We start from the raw sequence: 17,243 nt of genomic DNA on the forward strand, positions 1-17,243 counted from the left end.
AGAGGGTGACAGAAATGGCAATGACAGATCATAAAATCACAGAGAACATGATGGAGAACAAGCGGGTCACGGATGCGCCCGATCAGCCGCAGGGCACGGCGCAGCAGAATAAATATCTGTTTGACCGTCTGGCGAAAGAGGTCATCATTCCTGCTTTTAATGCGCTTATCGATTCTCTGACCAGTGCAGGCGGTGCAGATATCGGCGTAAGTGTACCGGGTGTATCGGGTACGACAGTCAAAGAAGTGCTCAGCAGCATGAAGACATTGATTGATGACCGGTACACCAAGTCTCAGTCTGACGCGAACCTGAAAAATAAGACCGATCCGCTCATCAAGAGTGTTAAGCTTGACCCGCAGACCGGTATCTGGACGTTTACCAAGGAGAACGGCCAGACGGTCACGGTGGATACTAACCTGGAGAAGATCGCGCTGGATGCGAAGCTCGATTCGGAAACCAAGGAATTTGTATTGACGCTGGCAGACGGTACTGAGCAGCGCGTTAGTCTTTCGAGTTTTGTTCGCTTTTTGGAGTTTGTAGGCTCGGATGAGATCGAGTTTTCAACGACCGGGAATACCGTCAAGGCCGGTATCAAGAGCGGCAGCATTGCGGAAGACAAGCTGAATCCGGCGCTGTTTTCTAGGCTGGATACAGCGGTTTCGACTGCTGAGAGCAGCGCAGCGAATGCCCAGACCTACGCACAGAAGGCGCAGACGCAGGCCACGAATGCGGCGGGTAGTGCAGTAGATGCAGGCATTGACGCGCACAACGCCGAGACCTGGACAGAAGGCGGTCAGCTGATGGGTGAGGGCGGTACGCTGCTGCCCGAGCATACGACAGGCGCAAAGGAATATGCTCAGATGGCACAGAACAGCGCAGGACAGGCGGCAAGCAGTGCGGCGAATGCCGATACAAGCAAGAATGCGGCTGCGGAGAGTGCAGCGGCTGCGGCCAGAAGCGCGGAAGAGGCCGCGTCGGCAGCAGGCGGCGGTGTGACCAGCTTCAACGGACGCGGCGGTGCGGTGAAACCGCAGGAGGGCGACTATACGGCTGAGATGGTCGGTGCGATCGACCAGAACGAAAAGGGCCGGGCAAGTGGTGTTGCCAGTCTGGACGCGGATGGGAAAGTTATAGCGGATCAGCTGCCGGAAATGAATTATGATCCGGCGGGCAGTGCGCAGGCCGTCCAGCAGGAGCTTAACACCCATGCAGCGAATAACACGCTTCATGTGACCGATGAAGAACGTCAAGCATGGAACAATAAGGCTCCGGGGACGCATACGCATACTGCGGCACAAGTCGGTGCGCTGCCTATTAGTGGTGGTACGATGACGGGTGCTCTTAATATGAACGGCAAGGCGCTTACCAATCTGCCTACGCCAAAGAATAATAGAGATGCAGTACCTAAGGATTATGTGGATGCTGCGGTCATTACAAAGAGGGGATGGACTGAGCTTACACGAATTACATCGAGTACCAAATGGAGCGTTCCATCTGGAGTAACGAGAATAGGCGTGTTCATACTTGGTGCCGGGGCGTCCGGTGAAGGTGGAGAGATTAACCCAAGTGGAGGTGCATATGGAAGTGCTGCTGTGAGAGGTGGGCCATCTGGATGGGGGCTATCTGTCATACTTAATGTTACTCCGGGACAATCTTTTGATGTAGTTATAGGCGCTGGCGGAGTCCCTACGGGTACGATATTTTCTCCAGGCGGGGATACGAAATTTGGAGCGTATACAGCTTTAGGTGGAGGGAAGCTTTCTAGGGGGCTGTATGGTGGACAAGATGTGTCCAATTTAAGTCATTATGTAATGCTTAATGTGATGGAGACAGCTGCTCCGTATGGAGGTGTGTCTGCAACCATTCCTTTTTTTGACACATACTCTACTACTACATATTATACTTCGTGGGCTTCTGTTTTGACTCCCAATGAAAGAAACATATTTGACCCAAATATGAAAGTTTTTGGGTTAGGGGGATGTGTTGTTGGAGATACAAGCAGAAATATTAAAATTTTTGCACCTTCTGATTTAGGTAACATGGGAAAAGGAGGAGAAGTAACGGTTGTGGAACGTCCGGAATATCATGTCAAATATAAAGGTGGAAATGCAACAGGTTATGGAAACGGTGGAGGAGCTTGTCTACTCAAAGATGATGTAAATGCAGATGCACTAGGAGGAAATGGTTCTCCCGGCATTGTAATTATCTATGTGTGAGGTAAACTATGAAAAATTACGCAGAAATAAAAGATGGCGTATGCGTAAATACTGCTGTATTTGAAGATGAAGAAACCGCTGTTGAGTTGGGTTATCCTGTCTTGATTCCTGATGGATACGGTATTGGTGACTTGTACGATGGAGAAACTTGGAGTCATGCACCTGCGCCTGAACCGGAACCTGTAGACCTCTCTATTGCCCAGCAGGCTCGCCAGACTGAAAACAAGGAAGCCCTCGCCGAATGGCTGGACGCACACCCTCTGCAATGGACGGACGGCAAAATTTATGGCGTGACCGAAGAGGATCAACGGGAAATGGCACTCAACTTGATGCAGTATCAGGTAGCGGTACAGGCCGGACGGCCTGCGGTGCTTGAATGGCACGAGCAGAAGAAGAGCTGTCGGACATTTGAGCAGCAGGAATACGTCGCCTTGTCGCTTGCTATTGCGGATTATGTATATCCGTATTTAAGATATCAAGAGAGCGTCAAAGAGGCTATTTATCAGGCACAGACAGCAGAGGAGGTCGCCAATGTCAAAATCGACTATGCGAGCGTTAGTCGCTAAATACATCTACCTTGCCTGGTTTGGTGGTTCGCTGTACGTTACGTTGGAAGTGTTCTGGCGGGGGCGTAGTCATTGGACGATGTTTGTCCTGGCGGCGCTATTGTTTCTCGTGATTGGCGGTCTCAACGAAATTTGGACAAGCTGGCGGCTGATTCCTCAAGCGATCGCTGGTGCGCTGATTGCCACGGCTGCTGAGCTGGTCACCGGATGTATCGTTAATATTTGGCTCGGGTGGCGTGTTTGGGATTACTCGGATATGCCGGGCAACCTGTTGGGTCAGATCTGCCCGCAGTTTGCGCTTCTGTGGGTGGCACTGAGCGCTCTTGCCATCGTGTTAGATGATGTCATTCGGTGGCGTTTCTTTGGCGAAGAAAGACCACGTTATCACATGTAGAGAGGTACATATATGCATTTGAGTGAAGCAAAAGCCGCTGTGATGGGCGCAGCGGCAGTAGTTGGCGGCGTGATCGGACAAGCCTTCGGCGGGTGGAATGCCGCAATGACAACGCTGCTGGTTTTTATGGCAATCGACTATCTTTCTGGGCTGGTTGTCGCCGGAGTATTTAAGGCGAGCGACAAGACCGAGTCGGGCAGCTTAAACAGCATTGCCTGTTGGAAAGGGTTATTCAAAAAGGGTATGACGTTAATCATCGTTCTGGTCGCGGCCCAGCTGGATACTGTGCTGGGCACAGCCTTTGTGCGCGATGCGGTGGTTATTGCGTACATCGTCAATGAGACAATCAGTATTGTTGAGAATGCAGGGCTTATGGGCTTGCCAATTCCGGACGTAATTATGAGCGCCATTGAGCAGCTGCAAAACAAGGAGAATCAGCAGACGGAAAATAGGAGGTGACAGAAAATGTCTTTTTTAAGTGGTCTGATTGGCGGCGCGATCGGCAGCGCTGTATCGAATGCAATCAAAAACCAGAACAAGGGGTCGTCTTCGTCCTCTGGTAGTTTGGGTGGTTCGTCTTCCAGCTTGACCAAGTACCCGAGCACGACAACGAGTAAACCCGGTTCGAAACCGAGTTATGACCCCAATCGCGACTATCAGGCGGACATTGACAAAGCGGTAGCGGATGGTGATTACGCGAAAGCTGCCATTCTGGAGCAGGAGAGAAACAATAAAATCAAGGACATGGGGCTGAACTACGGCACGACTAACAAGTACAGTCAGTACTTAAACGGCGGATCGGGTACGAGCGCGGGCAATTCGGGCAACTCCAACATTCGTTTGCCCGGTTTAGGCGGCGGTTTGGTCGGCGGTGTAATGGGCAATGTGATGGGCAACGTCTTTGGTCAGACAGCCGGCAGCCTGGTTTCCGGTTCGAATAATCAGCAGTCTGTCGGTCATCCGGTCATTAACTGGAATCCGAATGAAGCGCCGCTGTACGGCAAGGATGACAGCAAGGGCTGGAAGGATAACGTTGATTATCAGGCACTCATCAATGATGCCGTCAAAAACAACAATTATGCGCAGGCTGCTATCTTAGAGCAGCAGCGCAACAATAAGATCGACTCGCTCGGCTTGAATGCGGACAAAACCAATAAGTACAGTTCTTATTTGGGTGGGACAAGTCTCAAGAGCATTGCCGATCTGTATGACCCGGTAACAAAAACCTTCCACATCACGGCAGATGACCCAAACAGCAAAAACACCGGAGCCGGTAAGGGACTGACCGAGGCTGATTTGACGTGGGCAAAGGGCAGTGCGACATACAACCAGGATTTCAAGAAGTACATGGACGATATGGCGGCGCGAATCGCTGTCTATGAAGCGTCCAGCGATCCGGTGCTGCGCTCGCACCTGCCGGGCATGTACAATGCCATGGCAAACTATGAGAATCAGCGCAATGCAAAACTTATGGCAATGGGGCGCGGTGATCTGGTTACCAATGACTGGCAGGCGTATTCTCATAGCACCAGGGGCTGGGAGAAGGATTTTAACGATGTGGGCAATGGCGCCGGTATGCTTTCTGCGGAACAGATTGCAGGGTATGAGCAGACAGCCGCCAAGCTGCAAAACGCTTTCGAGCAGGCCACGAATGATTATCAGCGAGAAGAGATCTGGAAGGATCTGGCGAGCTATAACCGTATGCTGGGACGCGCCTGGGATGCGGACACACGGCAGTTTTCGGCTTCTACGGTTAGTCCGGTGAAGGACTACTACGGTTCGTCTGGCGGCGCGTATAGCTATGGTGCGATGACCAATGGCAGTATGACCGGGGATGCGGCACAGGCACTTGCACGGCAGCTGCAGCAGGATCGACTGACAGCACGTGATAACTACGGCAGCGACGGCGTGAACTGGTATGACAACCCGGAAAGCCTGCTTTCGGGCAAGCCACGAATTCCCGCAAACGGCAATTTGTGGCCGAATGTCAATGGCTGGACGATTCCCGATTTGCAGTCCGATTTTGAAATGGCGAAGGTAAGAGGTGATCAAGCAGCGATGGATGCAGCACATGCAGCGGCGGAGGCAATCCGGCAGTCGCAGGGTTATTCGGGCGGCCCGGACGGCAGTCAGAAGATCAGTTTGCCGGGAATGGGCGGAAATATTACGTCTAATATTGTGGGCAATGTGGTTGGTGGTACGCTCGGCCAGCTTCTTCCGGGCTTGATTGCCGGTCAGACACAAACACCGGTACAGGAAATGCCTACGCTCACGATGGACGATTATCTGGATGAGTATTACGCAGCTCAGCAGGATTACCGGGATTATATGGAGCAGGCGGCGCAGAACGCCCAGAATGCTATTCAGGCGGGCGTAGATAATGCTGTTGCTGGTCTTAATAATCAGAAGGGCACCATCCAGCAGGCGGGTGATATCGCAAATCAGGCGGCACAGCAGACGTACATGGATGCCATCAATCCCAATGGTGCGACAGCCGAGCAGCTGGCAGCGCTTGGTTTGCGCTCGTCCGGTCTGACCGAAAGCAGTATGATTTCGGCGGGTAACACCTTGCAGAGCAGTATCAACAGCAATTTGCAGAACGTCAACAATCAGCTGGCGCAGATTGATCTTGCTATTACGCAGGCTAAGAGCCAGGGCGATATCGCAGCGGCGCAGGCACTTGAGCAGTATTATGCTCAGATCGCAAGTCAGATGATGAACGATGCCAATACCGTTTTGGCATATCGTCAGCAGCAGCAGGCACAGCAACAGCAGTTGCAGCAGTGGATGTATGAGATGCAGCAGCAGGCCGCACAGAATGCATGGAATCAGCAGTTCCAGCAGAATCAGTTTGACTGGAATAAGCAACAGCAGGATTTTGAGAATCGAAATACCATTCAGCAGAGAGCTTATGATGCGGTTATGCAGGCTTTGGCTACGGACACTTTGCCGTCACACACCCTGATTGTGCAGGCAGGTTTGAATGACACGGATATTTATAATATGTGGAAAAACCTGCATCAGCAGAGGCAGAGCGGTTTGTATGGATAACAGAAGGGCGGCTCATACCGCCCTTTCTGCATAGGAGGCAGCAGAAATGGCATTGACAAGTGCTGAAAAGAAGAAAAAGCAAGAAGAACTGAATCGTCAGGGTAAGCTATATTTGCAGGCGAAGGCAAAGGGCGATAAGCGGGCGATGGCGGCGGCGCATGCTACGGCAGACAAGATTCGTAAGGAAGCCGGTTGGAGCTATGACGCAAAAACCGGTACGACTTATGAGAAAGTTTCGCCCATTCAGAAGAAAGGTACTGTTGTCAACAGCAAAGAAAATCTTTCAATGGCGAAGGCCGGAGCCAATCCGGTAAAGGCGGTACAGCAGGCAGCCAAGAAAAGCAGTATCCTGACCAATAGCCCGGCAAGTAAGTCGAGCGTCCAGCAGGCCAAAAAGGCTGCGGATACAGCTGCAAAGAAAAAGGCTGCACCAAGTACAAACAAGGTTTTGGAACTTGGGCGAGGGCCGATCAAGACCGACGGGCTGACGAAGAGCAGCGTGCAGAAAGCGGTCGATGCAAAGCGGGCGAGCACGCTCAATCAGCTGCTTCAGAAACGCGCACAAGCTCAAGGGACGCTGCCTAAGACCTCTATGCTGGCCAAAGACCAGGCAGGGCCGTTTTCGGCAATTCCTGTTGCGGATGCGCTGCGCAATCTGACTCAAGGCCCGCTGCAAATGCAAAAGCTGAATGATAAGCTGGCCGAGCAGCGGACATATAAGCGGCAGATGGAAGAAAATTTGCCGTCTGTCGAACAGGCGCTGCGGGCAGCGATTGCGGGAACAAAAGGCAGTTTGGGTTCTGCTTATGAGACTGCGAAAGCGTCGGTCGGCAATGAGCTTGCGTTTTTGCTGGATCAGGGCAAGAACAGTCTGACGCGCGATCTGTCCGACTTGGGCAGTGATTATAAACGCAAGTATGGAGATGCGACGATCAATTTTGACGGCGCGGCGTCGCGTGCGATGCGGGAGTCTGCTCGAATGCGTGAGCTGGCAACCGATGACATGGGAACAGTCGGAAAGTTTTTGACCGATGCAGGTATTAGCATTGCGCAGAATGCACCTAGTATGGCTCTTGCTGCGCTTGGCCCGTTGGGTGCGGCAGCTGGCGCGGCGTATATGGGTACAAGTGCAGCCGGCAGCAAAGCATACGAAGTTCAGGCAAATGGCGGCAGCGCAAACGAGGCGTTGACGCGCGGTATTGTCTCTGGACTCATCGAGGGTGTGACTGAAAAGTTTTCCATTGACAGCTTTTTGAAATCGGTACAGGGCACAGGTACGGCACGGCAGATGATTAAGAATATGCTGCGTCAGATGGGCGTGGAAGCCAGCGAAGAAGGCGCGAGTTATGCGCTTAATTATCTGTCGGATAAGGTAGCCAAAGACCCGAATGCGACATTTTCACTGGCTGAGCTTGCGCAGAATATGGGAATGGGCGCGGTGTCTGGTGCGGTGTTTGGAGGACTGGGAAGTGCGGCAAGATCGGTCGACGCAGATATGTTGATGGATACCCAGAAAAATCGGGGACAGGTCAGCATATGGGACAGCGTGCATGAAGCGTTGGGGGATGAAAGGTTTGCACAGGCAGAATCCGAAATTAGCACAAAAAATAACAAGAGCACCGATCCGCTTCTTTTGAACAGGCTCCAATTGCCTGACTCGATGGCTGACGGTACTCTTGTTACTCATAGTATAGCACAAGAGGACGCGAAAAGCAACTCGGTTTCAGAAGCATTGCGCTGGGCGATGGGAGAAACGTTGAAAAATCCGAAAATTCAACAGAGAAATGCTTATCGCGCACAGATTGATGCGGTTTTCTCTGGAAATATGCCAACAAGTAAAAAAATATTCTTAGGGGATACACCGGATGTTGTTGCGAAATATGGAATGCAAGCACCATTGACCATGACACAGACGACTGCACGAAAAATTGCCTATCCACCTGGATATCTTGGTGGTAAGCACAATCTAGGCATCCCAGCGCTCAAGCATCTGCCGGAGCAGCTTGCAGACCCAATCGCAATTCTGAAATCCAAGACGGAAGGCGACAGCGTCGTTGTGCTGACCGCATGGAATGACACACAGGGTAATCCGGTGATTATCCCGGTACATTTTGGAAAAGACGGTACATTAACCGTAGAAAATGCCATCCCGAGTGCATACGGTAAGCGCAATCTGGAAGCGCTTTTTGGCGAAAATGGGGAAAATATTCTGTACACAAAAAATAACAAGAGCATCAATCAGCTTCTTTCAAGTAGGCTCCAATTGCCGAATGCGATGGCTGATGATACTCTTGTTGCTTATAGTATAGCACAAGCGGGTGTGAGAAACAACCAGACCGGGGACGTTTTGCGACGGGTGACCGGAATCGAAAATCCGCCTGAAACTGCGGCGGAAATCCGGGCAGCGGAGCAGAGCGCCCAGGCAGGTATGCAGAAGTCCATGGACTATATGGAGGCATGGAACGCGGAAGCAGAGCAGAACGCGGCGCAGAATGGTATCCCGCAGGCTGAAATACAGGCAGATGCGCAGGACACGACCGGGCAGACAAGTCCCGGACGGGTGAAAGCTGCCGCGAAAGACCTTTACCGCAACTTCATCAGCGGTCAGGCAGAGCTGGAGGCGGTGGCCAAGGCACAGAAGAAGATCAACCCCAACCGCGCCAATGCAGAAGACCTTGTGCAGATGTCGCGCACGGCAGATGCGACCGTGGACATGATCGCGGCAGGTCATATGGTCGATCGGGCGGGAAACCGCATGGGAGACAGCTGGAACGATCTGGTCGGAGCGCTCACACCAGAGCATAGCGAGCTGCTGAACTTGTACCGACAGCATAAGCACAACATTGACCGAATGAGTCTGAAAGAAAAGGCCGCGCCCGGGTTGGAAACCGTCCGGAATGAGCTGGCTGCGCTGCGGGCACAGCATCCGAGCATGGCAACATTGACCGAATCCCAGCTTCAGGAGATCGCACGCACTGAGCACGGTTATTTACAGGTAACTGCATTGGAGTTTCTGGACGTGATCGAGCGCGAGAGACAACTGGCAGCGGTCACCGATAAACCGGTACTTGGCAGGCGCGAGGAGGGCAAAAGCCAGACGATACCCTATACAGCCGAGGAGAGCCGGAAAATTGTGCAGGAGCTGGAACAGGCACATCCGGAGCTGAAGAAACAGGCTGAGGCAATACAGCGTTTCCACGACGACTTTATGCAGGAGTGGGCGGTTGGTTCGGGTCTTATGAGCCAGGCACAATGGCAGGTACTCAAAGACAAGTACCCGGACTATGTGCAGACCTTCCGTGCAAGGGACGAATGGGGAAATGCAGACATTACGCGGCGCGGACGGGTAGACAGTATGAGTCCCATCCGGCAGGCGGTGGGTGATATCAGCGAAATCATCCCGTTTGAGGACGCGGAAATGATGCAGGTCAATGCCATTGTGAAAGCGGCACGACGCAATGAACTGTTCCGCAATCTGTATGACTTCGCAACTGAGCATCCTAAACAGGCTGCGCCGTTCATTCGCATCAAAGCTCAGAACAGTGCCACGCTGGAAACCATGGCAGGCGAGTATGACAGCATCATAGAGAACGTCACACAGAACGCCATGCGGACAGAGAACGGAAGCTATCAGATCATAGCGATGATCGACGGAAAGCCGGTTCAGATGGAAGTTAATGCTGAAATTTATGCCGGACTACAAAATCTGTACGGACAGGATCGGGGTGCGTCGGATGCATTCGGCGCAAGAATTGCAAAATGGGTGACAAATCCATTCAAGCAGTTGACAACCGGACGCAATCCGCTGTTTTTCCTATCAAACTTCCCTAAGGATTTTCAGACTGCGTACATCAATACCACATCCGGTCGAAAAACTCTTGCGGGATATTTGCTGGATGTAGGCGGAACTATCCGCAGCATGCAGCAGAATTCTGCGGAATGGCAGACGTTCCAAGCCCTGGGCGGAAAGAACAGTGGATTCTATCACAACGAGAAGGGATTCCGTGAGAGCGCCAAGACGGCAGAGCACCGCGGCGTGCGCCGTGCCGTCGATATGATCGGTACGCCGTTCGAGATGGTCAGCGAAAATACCGAAGCGCTTTGGCGTTTCAACGAGTACCGTGCGGCCATCCGCAAATATGGAGACACGCAGGAAGGACGTGCCAAAGCCATGCAGGCGGCGGCAGATGTCACGACCAACTTCTCCAGATCGGCGCCCATGGCGAAGGCAGCCGAGAACTACTGCGCCTATCTCAATGCCAGTCTACAAGGATTGGACAAGATGGCACGGCAGCTCAAGAACCATCCGTTCTTAACCACGCGGCGTGCGGCAGAGATCATTGCGCTGCCCACCATACTGCTCTATATGCTCAACCGGGACGATGAGGACTATCAGCATCTCAATGACCGTACAAAGGATAACTACTACTGTATCCCAACCGGTAAGGGCACCTTTATCAAGATCCCGAAGTCGCGCGAGTACGGCGTGGCGATGGGTGCACTGCTGGAACGGTTCCTGCGGCTGCGCGATGGCGAAGATCCGGAAACCGCGCTGGATGGGATCGGCGGACAATTTCTCACCAATATTGCACCGTCAAACCCGTTCACGGATAATATTGCAAAGACCATTTTTATTGACCTGCCGACCAATCAGGATTTTGCTGGGCGTAGCATCATCCCGGAACGACTCGCCAATCTGTCGCCCGAAAATCAATACGACTATACGACATCCAAGGCGGGTATCGCGGCATCCAAGGCGTGGAATGCCACACTCGGACGATTGTTCCCCAAGATGGCACCCATTCAGGCAGATTATCTGATCGACTCCAATCTGGGATTTGTCGGTGATATGATTCTGGGCAGTACGCAGCAGGGAAGTAAGAGCGTGAAGGATGTGCTAAAGGCAGTCATTGCCGAACCGGTGGCTCGAAAAATGACCGCTGACCCGCTCTATCAAAGCGGCGTGACCGATGCGTTCTACAAGGAACTTTCGGAGGCTGAGACCGCGGCAAACGATAAAAATCTAACCGAAGGTCTGGAATCGCGCGTCATCACACCGGAAGAAAAATATCTGTCCGCGCTGCAAGCATCCAGCAGCGAAATCTCCGAGCTGCGCAAGCGGGAACGTGAGATTTTGTCCGACACTACGATCAGCAAGCAGGAACAGGAAGCACAGACGCGCGAAATCCGGAGAGAAATCAACCGCATTGCGCTGGGTGCAAAGGGGAAGGCAGAACAGGAACGGGATGCCTGGGCGAAAACCTATGTCCCGGAAATTTCCCACTTGACCGACGAAAAGCAGCGGGAAGCCCGCACGGCATACGAGCAAAACGGAACGCCGTATACCGACTTTGTCCGGTATGATGACCGGTATCGGCTGCTGCAAAAGGATAAGGAGACCAGTTCTGCGGCAGATCGGGCAAAGCTTGCGGGGTATCTGGAAGGAGATGATACACTCACAGACGAGCAAAAGGAAGGTCTCTATGAACACTTGCTGATTCCCTATCTGAGCGATAGCCGAAAAGAGGATTGGGACAAGACATACAAGGGTAAGGTTGCGCCGTCCCTGTTCTTTGAGATCGCAAACGAGTACAGTCAGATTGGTGACGAGCTGGATGATTTGGAAAAAGGAAAGGCACAGGCCAAGGCGACTGCGTTCTCTATGTATCTGGATGGAATGGGACTGTCGGATGATGTGCGCAGTCAGGTTGAGAATGACTTTAAATATTTCAATATGAATCCAGCCAAATCGGAGAACTATACGTTTGAAATGATGCGCAAGAACGGCGGTAAAAATGAGCAGGCTTATGCAGACGCACTGGAACAGTCCGGCTTGTCGATCGAGACGTATTATGAGATCAAAGATATGAAGAATGCCAAGGATGCAGACGGTTCGTATACTTACAAAAAAGATGATATTGTGCAGGAAATGCGTGATAAGGGCTTTACCACGGCACAGATAGGCGCGGTATGCGGGGCATTTGGATGGAAAGCACCGTCATCCAGCGGCAGCGGCAAATCTTCCAGCAGCAAAAAAACTTCGTCCAGCGGCAGTAAATCAAAGTCATCTTCGAGCAGCAGCACTGAAAATACGCTGCGTCGGCTGACTGGCTTACCGAAACTGCCGAAGTTAGGTAAATGAAAGGAGTATGTAAAATGGCATATAAGGTATTTTTGGGCGTGGGTCATGGCGGCACGGATACCGGCGCGGTGGCAGACGGTTATCGTGAGAAAGATATGACCCTTGCAATGGCGCTGGCTTGCCAGGAAGAGCTTGCACGGCATGGCGTATTGGTGAGGCTCAGCCGTACCAAGGATGAGAACGACCCCGTCAACGAGGAGGTGCGCGAGTGCAACGCCTATGCGCCTGACCTGGCGCTTGATATTCATGTCAATGCCGGTAGCGGCGATGGCTTTGAGGCGTATTATACGACCCACGGCGGCAAGGGTAAATCGCTTGCCCTGGCTATCGAGCAGGAAGTCAAAGCCTTGGGGCAGAATAGCCGAGGCTGTAAGACCAGAGAGGGCAGCTTGGGCCGTGACTATTATGCGTTCATTCGGGATACGGCTTGTCCGGCAGTCATTGCTGAGATTGGATTTATTGACAATGCCAAGGATCGCGCAGCTTTCGATACGGCCCAAGAGCAGCAGGCATTCGGCAGAGCGTATGCGAGGGGTATCCTCAAGACGTTGGGCGTACCGGAAGCGCCGATTGCATCCGAGGATGCAGAGACGATGATTGCCGCTCAGACGATCAAGAAGAAGGCCGGACTGGAAGACCAGACCATTCGCTATTTACTGAATTATCAGTATGGTGAAGCACTGGTCAAGAAACTGGCAAAGGCAATGGAGTAAGAAAAAAGGGACTGATTGATGAAATCAGTCCCTTTTCAATATAATTCCGAATAAATATGGCGATATTACATACGCTTTCGGATTATTTGGTGCCGGTAGCCGGAGTCGAACCGGCACGGTGTCGCCACCGGCGGATTTTGAGTCCGCTACGTCTACCAATTCCATCATACCGGCGTCTAAAATATTATAGCAGATTTTTAGAAGGCGTGCAAGAGCCTTGAGAAAAAAACATCTGCGTGGTATCATACATATAGATAAAATATACCATGAAAACACGGGGAGGGCGTGGGAAACGTGAACTCAAAAACCAAAGGTATCCTGTTTATTCTGTGCTCGGCATTCTGTTTTGCCCTGATGAACGCGTTTGTTCGGCTGGCGGGTGACCTGCCGCAGGTGCAGAAAAGTTTCTTCCGCAATGCAGTTGCGTTTGTGTTCGCCTTGATCATTTTGATGCGGCAGGGCGGTGGATTCCGCTGGAAAAAGGGCAATTTACCGCTTCTGATCGTGCGTGCAAGCTTTGGCACGATCGGTATTTTGTGTAACTACTATGCGATCGACCATCTGCTGCTGTCCGATGCGTCCATGCTCAACAAACTGTCGCCGTTTGCAGCCATTATCTTTTCGCTGATCTTCCTGCATGAGAAGGTCAAGCCGGTGCAGGCGGCTGCGATCATCGTCGCATTTGGCGGTGCGCTGTGTATCATTAAGCCCAGCTTTGATTTGACCGAATTTTTCCCGGCACTGGTGGGATTTGTCGGTGGCGTGTGTGCGGGTGCAGCGTATACGGCAGTACGTGCGCTCAGCCAGCGTGAGGAACGCGGTGCATATATTGTATTCTTCTTTTCCGGTTTTTCCTGCCTGTCGGTCGTGCCCTGGCTGCTCATGCACGGCGAGCCGATGACGCTGGCGCAGACGCTCAGCCTGCTGGGTGCAGGTTTTGCAGCGGCTGGCGGTCAGTTCTCGATCACAGCGGCTTATTCCAACGCACCGGCGAGCGAAATCTCGGTTTTCGACTATTCGCAGGTCGTCTTTGCCGCCATTTTGGGATTCTTCCTGTTCGGTCAGATTCCCGACTGGCTGAGTGTTCTGGGTTACTGCATCATTTGCGGCGTGTCCATCGGTATGTTCTGCTACAATCGACGGGCAATCAAATCTTATTAAAACGAAAGCGCACGGCTCATTAGACCGTGCGCTTTTTCTATCAAATATTCTTGTTCTGCGGGATGTCGGGCAGGGAGTCAAAACCAACCTGAAGATCAGCGTCAGTCGGGATATAGTCGTTCATGTTGCCATTCAGATAATTTTCATAGGCAACCATGTCGAAGTATCCGGTGCCGGTCAGACCGAACAGAATGGTCTTGGCCTCGCCGCTCTCCTTGCACTTGAGTGCTTCGTCGATCGCGCAGCGGATGGCGTGTGCGGACTCGGGCGCGGGCAGGATGGTCTCGCGCTTTGCAAACAGAACGGCGGCGTCGAATACCTTGGTCTGCTCGTAGGAGACCGCCTCCATGTAGCCGTCGTGATACAGCTTAGACAGGATGGGGCTCATGCCGTGATAGCGCAGACCGCCTGCGTGGTTGGCAGAGGGGATGAAGCCGCAGCCCAGCGTGTACATGCGCGCCATGGGGGTGACCTTGCCGGTGTCGCAGAAGTCGTATGCGTACTTGCCGCGGGTCAGAGACGGGCAGGAAGCGGGCTCGACGGCGATAATACGGGGATTGGACTTGCCGGTGATCTTGTCAGCCATGAACGGCGCGATCAGACCGCCCAGATTGGAGCCGCCGCCTGCGCAGCCGATGACGATGTCGGGGTATTCGTCCAGCTGCTCCATGGCAATCTTGCTCTCCAGACCGATGATGGATTGGTGCAGCAGTACCTGATTGAGCACCGAACCCAATACATAGCGCTTGGAACCGTTGCTCTTGACAGCAGCCTCAACGGCCTCCGAGATCGCGCAGCCCAGGCTGCCGGTGGTGTCCGGGTGCTCGGCCAGAATCTTGCGGCCGACCTCGGTGGTTGTGGACGGGGAAGGGGTAATGCTGCCGTCAAAGACGCGCATGACTGCCTTGCGGAAGGGCTTCTGCTCATAGGAGCACTTGACCATGAACACGTCACAGGTCAGATCGAAGTAGCTGCACGCTTCGCTCAGCGCGGTGCCCCACTGACCGGCACCGGTCTCGGTGGTCACGCCGGACAGACCCTGCTGCTTGGCGTAGTAGGCCTGTGCAACTGCCGAGTTGAGCTTGTGTGAGCCCGAGGTGTTGTTGCCCTCGAACTTGTAGTAGATCTTAGCCGGAGTTCCCAGTGCTTTTTCCAGTGCGTAGGCACGAATCAGCGGGGAAGGACGGTACATTTTGTAGATTTCCTGGATTTCTTCCGGGATATCGATATAAGCATGGGTTTCGTCCAGCTCCTGACGGGCGAGTTCTTCGCAGAAAATCGGGTAGAGATCGCGCTCGGTCATGGGCTGGAGGGTTGCCGGATGTAGCATCGGGTCGGGCTGTTCCTTCATGACCGCACGCAGATTGAACCACTGCTTGGGCATCTGGTCTTCGGTCAAATACAGGCGATGGGGAATCTTGGTCATGTTCATACACTCCTTTGAAAATCAGTTGATTGTGGGAAGAAGGCATGAAAAAAACGCCATCGTCCCAAGGAACAATTCTGGGACAAAGGCGCTGAAACCTCTGCGGTGCCACCCGGATTGACGCATAAAATACGTCCGCTCAAATTCTGCATCGAGATCAATGCAGGCTCCACTGATAACGGGCGGAGTCCCCGTCGCACTACTGAGGTCAAAATTTGACCCGTTCGATCTGCCCTCCAAAGTCCATTCCCCGAACCATCCTCGACCGCGCTCCCACCATGCCGCGGCTCTCTGTGCGAATCCGAATTTCGGGTACTCTTCTTTTTCATCGGTTTAGGAATTTAATTGAGTACAGTATATAAGCGGAAACATGATTTGTCAAGCATTTTTTTGAAAAAATTCAAGAGATAACAGAAGAATTTATAAATTGACAGCAAATACTGAAAGTGTTCATAAAAGATTGTTTGCATCACATACAGCGTATATTTAGTTGCTTTTTCTGCGGGAAGAGGGTATAGTAAATATAAGTTAGCGGGGACTAACTAAAAATAATTTTTGGAGGTTATTATGGAAATTTTGAAATTATTTTTCGGTAATACCCGCAAGCCGGAAGGTTTGTTGGGCAGGTGGATGGTTGCCGGTATGAATCGTGCACATGCTGAAGTTGCGGATTGGGGAATGCAATATCTGCCGCAAACAGGAATTGCGGAGATCGCAGAGTTAGGCTGCGGCGGTGGACGAAATGTCAGGGCACTTTTGCAGAGATATTCGACTGCCAAAGTGACTGCGCTGGACTACTCGGAAATCTCCGTGGAAAAAACCAGACGGGTCAATCGGCGCGAGATACAAAAAGGACGCTGCCGCATTGTGCAGGGGGATGTGTCCAAATTACCTTTTGAGGATGCAAGGTTTGATCTGGTTACCGCGTTTGAAACGGTGTATTTCTGGCCTGGTCCGACCGAGAGTTTTCGGGAAGTGTATCGGATTTTAAAGCCGGGTGGAACATTCCTGATCGTGAATGAGTCGGATGGGATGAAGGCCGGAGATGACAAGTGGTTGTCTGCGATCGATGGACTGCGAATTTTCAACCAAGCGCAGCTGTCAGGCTTTCTGAAAGAAGCTGGATTTTCCGATGTCACGGTATATCACAATCAGAAAAAACATTGGCTTTGTGTGTTGGCGATGCGGGAAGACTCCTGATTCGTAAAAATGGCGCTTGTGTGAATTCGGTTCACGGCGCGATTGAAAGGCAGGTTCGAATGCTGACGAAAATTTATGCAGAAATGAAAAAACAGCATCCAGATTTACTGAATGCTGTAATAGGCTCCGACACGAGCCCAGCGCAGCGGGTCGTGTTGGAAGAGGAGCTGTGACAAAGTGAGCGAGAAGTGACTTTGAAAAAGTCGCTGCGAGGGATACGACGTCCACAGCGACGAGGTCGAGGTGACAGGATTCGAAACACACACCTTCGGTGTGGTTTCGGCTCGCGGCGCGATTAAAAGCAGGTTCGAATCCTGACGAAAAATTTATGCAGAAATGAAAAAACAGCATCCAGATTTACTGAATGCTGTTAA

The 17,243-nt window shown here is 52.2% G+C and carries 10 protein-coding genes, 1 tRNA gene and 1 other annotated feature; of the genes, 9 read left to right on the forward strand and 2 right to left on the reverse strand.

Annotated features, from left to right (window positions below):
* Nucleotides 1-14: 14 nt before the first annotated feature.
* The 7 genes from B5F17_RS01810 to B5F17_RS01840 are packed head-to-tail and all read left to right on the forward strand — an operon-like array spanning nucleotide 15 to nucleotide 13,082.
* Nucleotides 15-2,216, forward strand: a complete 2,202-nt coding sequence (locus B5F17_RS01810; RefSeq protein ID WP_087370176.1) for a glycine-rich domain-containing protein — start codon at nucleotides 15-17, stop codon at nucleotides 2,214-2,216.
* 8 nt (nucleotides 2,217-2,224) lie between these two features.
* Nucleotides 2,225-2,782 carry a hypothetical protein gene (locus B5F17_RS01815; protein WP_087370178.1) on the forward strand — a complete coding sequence of 186 codons (558 nt, stop codon included), beginning with the start codon at nucleotides 2,225-2,227 and terminating at the stop codon, nucleotides 2,780-2,782.
* Nucleotides 2,748-3,176 carry a putative ABC transporter permease gene (locus B5F17_RS01820; RefSeq protein ID WP_087370180.1) on the forward strand — a complete coding sequence of 143 codons (429 nt, stop codon included), beginning with the start codon at nucleotides 2,748-2,750 and terminating at the stop codon, nucleotides 3,174-3,176. The genes B5F17_RS01815 and B5F17_RS01820 overlap by 35 nt, the downstream gene beginning before the upstream one ends.
* Before the next feature lie 12 nt (nucleotides 3,177-3,188).
* Nucleotides 3,189-3,635, forward strand: a complete 447-nt coding sequence (locus B5F17_RS01825; RefSeq protein ID WP_087370182.1) for a phage holin family protein — start codon at nucleotides 3,189-3,191, stop codon at nucleotides 3,633-3,635.
* 6 nt (nucleotides 3,636-3,641) lie between these two features.
* The gene (locus B5F17_RS01830) at nucleotides 3,642-6,227 is read left to right on the forward strand and encodes a hypothetical protein (RefSeq protein ID WP_087370184.1); all 2,586 of its coding nucleotides are present in this window, start codon (nucleotides 3,642-3,644) and stop codon (nucleotides 6,225-6,227) included.
* Nucleotides 6,228-6,273: 46 nt separating this feature from the next.
* On the forward strand, nucleotides 6,274-12,369 hold the full coding sequence (locus B5F17_RS01835; protein ID WP_087370186.1) for an LPD38 domain-containing protein: 6,096 nt from the start codon (nucleotides 6,274-6,276) through the stop codon (nucleotides 12,367-12,369).
* A gap of 14 nt (nucleotides 12,370-12,383) precedes the next feature.
* Nucleotides 12,384-13,082, forward strand: a complete 699-nt coding sequence (locus tag B5F17_RS01840; protein WP_087370188.1) for an N-acetylmuramoyl-L-alanine amidase — start codon at nucleotides 12,384-12,386, stop codon at nucleotides 13,080-13,082.
* 87 nt (nucleotides 13,083-13,169) lie between these two features.
* Here B5F17_RS01840 and B5F17_RS01845 read toward each other — a convergent pair.
* Nucleotides 13,170-13,256: transfer RNA gene (locus B5F17_RS01845), tRNA-Leu, on the reverse strand.
* A 120-nt stretch (nucleotides 13,257-13,376) separates the two neighbouring features.
* On the opposite strand from B5F17_RS01845, the gene B5F17_RS01850 reads away from it, so the two are divergent.
* Nucleotides 13,377-14,243 (forward strand): DMT family transporter, encoded by an 867-nt coding sequence (locus tag B5F17_RS01850; RefSeq protein WP_087370190.1) that lies wholly within the window; start codon nucleotides 13,377-13,379, stop codon nucleotides 14,241-14,243.
* 40 nt (nucleotides 14,244-14,283) lie between these two features.
* Here the strand turns inward: B5F17_RS01850 and B5F17_RS01855 are convergent, their stop codons facing one another.
* Nucleotides 14,284-15,669 (reverse strand): TrpB-like pyridoxal phosphate-dependent enzyme, encoded by a 1,386-nt coding sequence (locus tag B5F17_RS01855; RefSeq protein ID WP_087370192.1) that lies wholly within the window; start codon nucleotides 15,667-15,669, stop codon nucleotides 14,284-14,286.
* Nucleotides 15,670-15,744: 75 nt separating this feature from the next.
* Nucleotides 15,745-16,007: a binding site (T-box leader), on the reverse strand.
* Between the two features lie 229 nt (nucleotides 16,008-16,236).
* Here B5F17_RS01855 and B5F17_RS01860 point away from each other — a divergent pair.
* Nucleotides 16,237-16,869, forward strand: coding sequence for a class I SAM-dependent methyltransferase (locus B5F17_RS01860; protein WP_087370194.1), 633 nt, complete (start codon nucleotides 16,237-16,239; stop codon nucleotides 16,867-16,869).
* Nucleotides 16,870-17,243 lie beyond the last annotated feature (374 nt).

It is taken from the genome of Butyricicoccus pullicaecorum, from assembly GCF_002160355.1.
In the GTDB taxonomy this organism is placed as follows: domain Bacteria; phylum Bacillota; class Clostridia; order Oscillospirales; family Butyricicoccaceae; genus Butyricicoccus; species Butyricicoccus pullicaecorum.

Coding starts and splice junctions, on each gene's coding strand:
- B5F17_RS01825 (WP_087370182.1), top strand. CDS start 3,189: ATGCATTTGAGTGAAGCAAAAGCCGCTGTGATGGGCGCAGCGGCAGTA.
- B5F17_RS01835 (WP_087370186.1), top strand. CDS start 6,274: ATGGCATTGACAAGTGCTGAAAAGAAGAAAAAGCAAGAAGAACTGAAT.
- B5F17_RS01860 (WP_087370194.1), top strand. CDS start 16,237: ATGGAAATTTTGAAATTATTTTTCGGTAATACCCGCAAGCCGGAAGGT.
- B5F17_RS01810 (WP_087370176.1), top strand. CDS start 15: ATGGCAATGACAGATCATAAAATCACAGAGAACATGATGGAGAACAAG.
- B5F17_RS01830 (WP_087370184.1), top strand. CDS start 3,642: ATGTCTTTTTTAAGTGGTCTGATTGGCGGCGCGATCGGCAGCGCTGTA.
- B5F17_RS01855 (WP_087370192.1), bottom strand. CDS start 15,669: ATGACCAAGATTCCCCATCGCCTGTATTTGACCGAAGACCAGATGCCC.
- B5F17_RS01815 (WP_087370178.1), top strand. CDS start 2,225: ATGAAAAATTACGCAGAAATAAAAGATGGCGTATGCGTAAATACTGCT.
- B5F17_RS01820 (WP_087370180.1), top strand. CDS start 2,748: ATGTCAAAATCGACTATGCGAGCGTTAGTCGCTAAATACATCTACCTT.
- B5F17_RS01840 (WP_087370188.1), top strand. CDS start 12,384: ATGGCATATAAGGTATTTTTGGGCGTGGGTCATGGCGGCACGGATACC.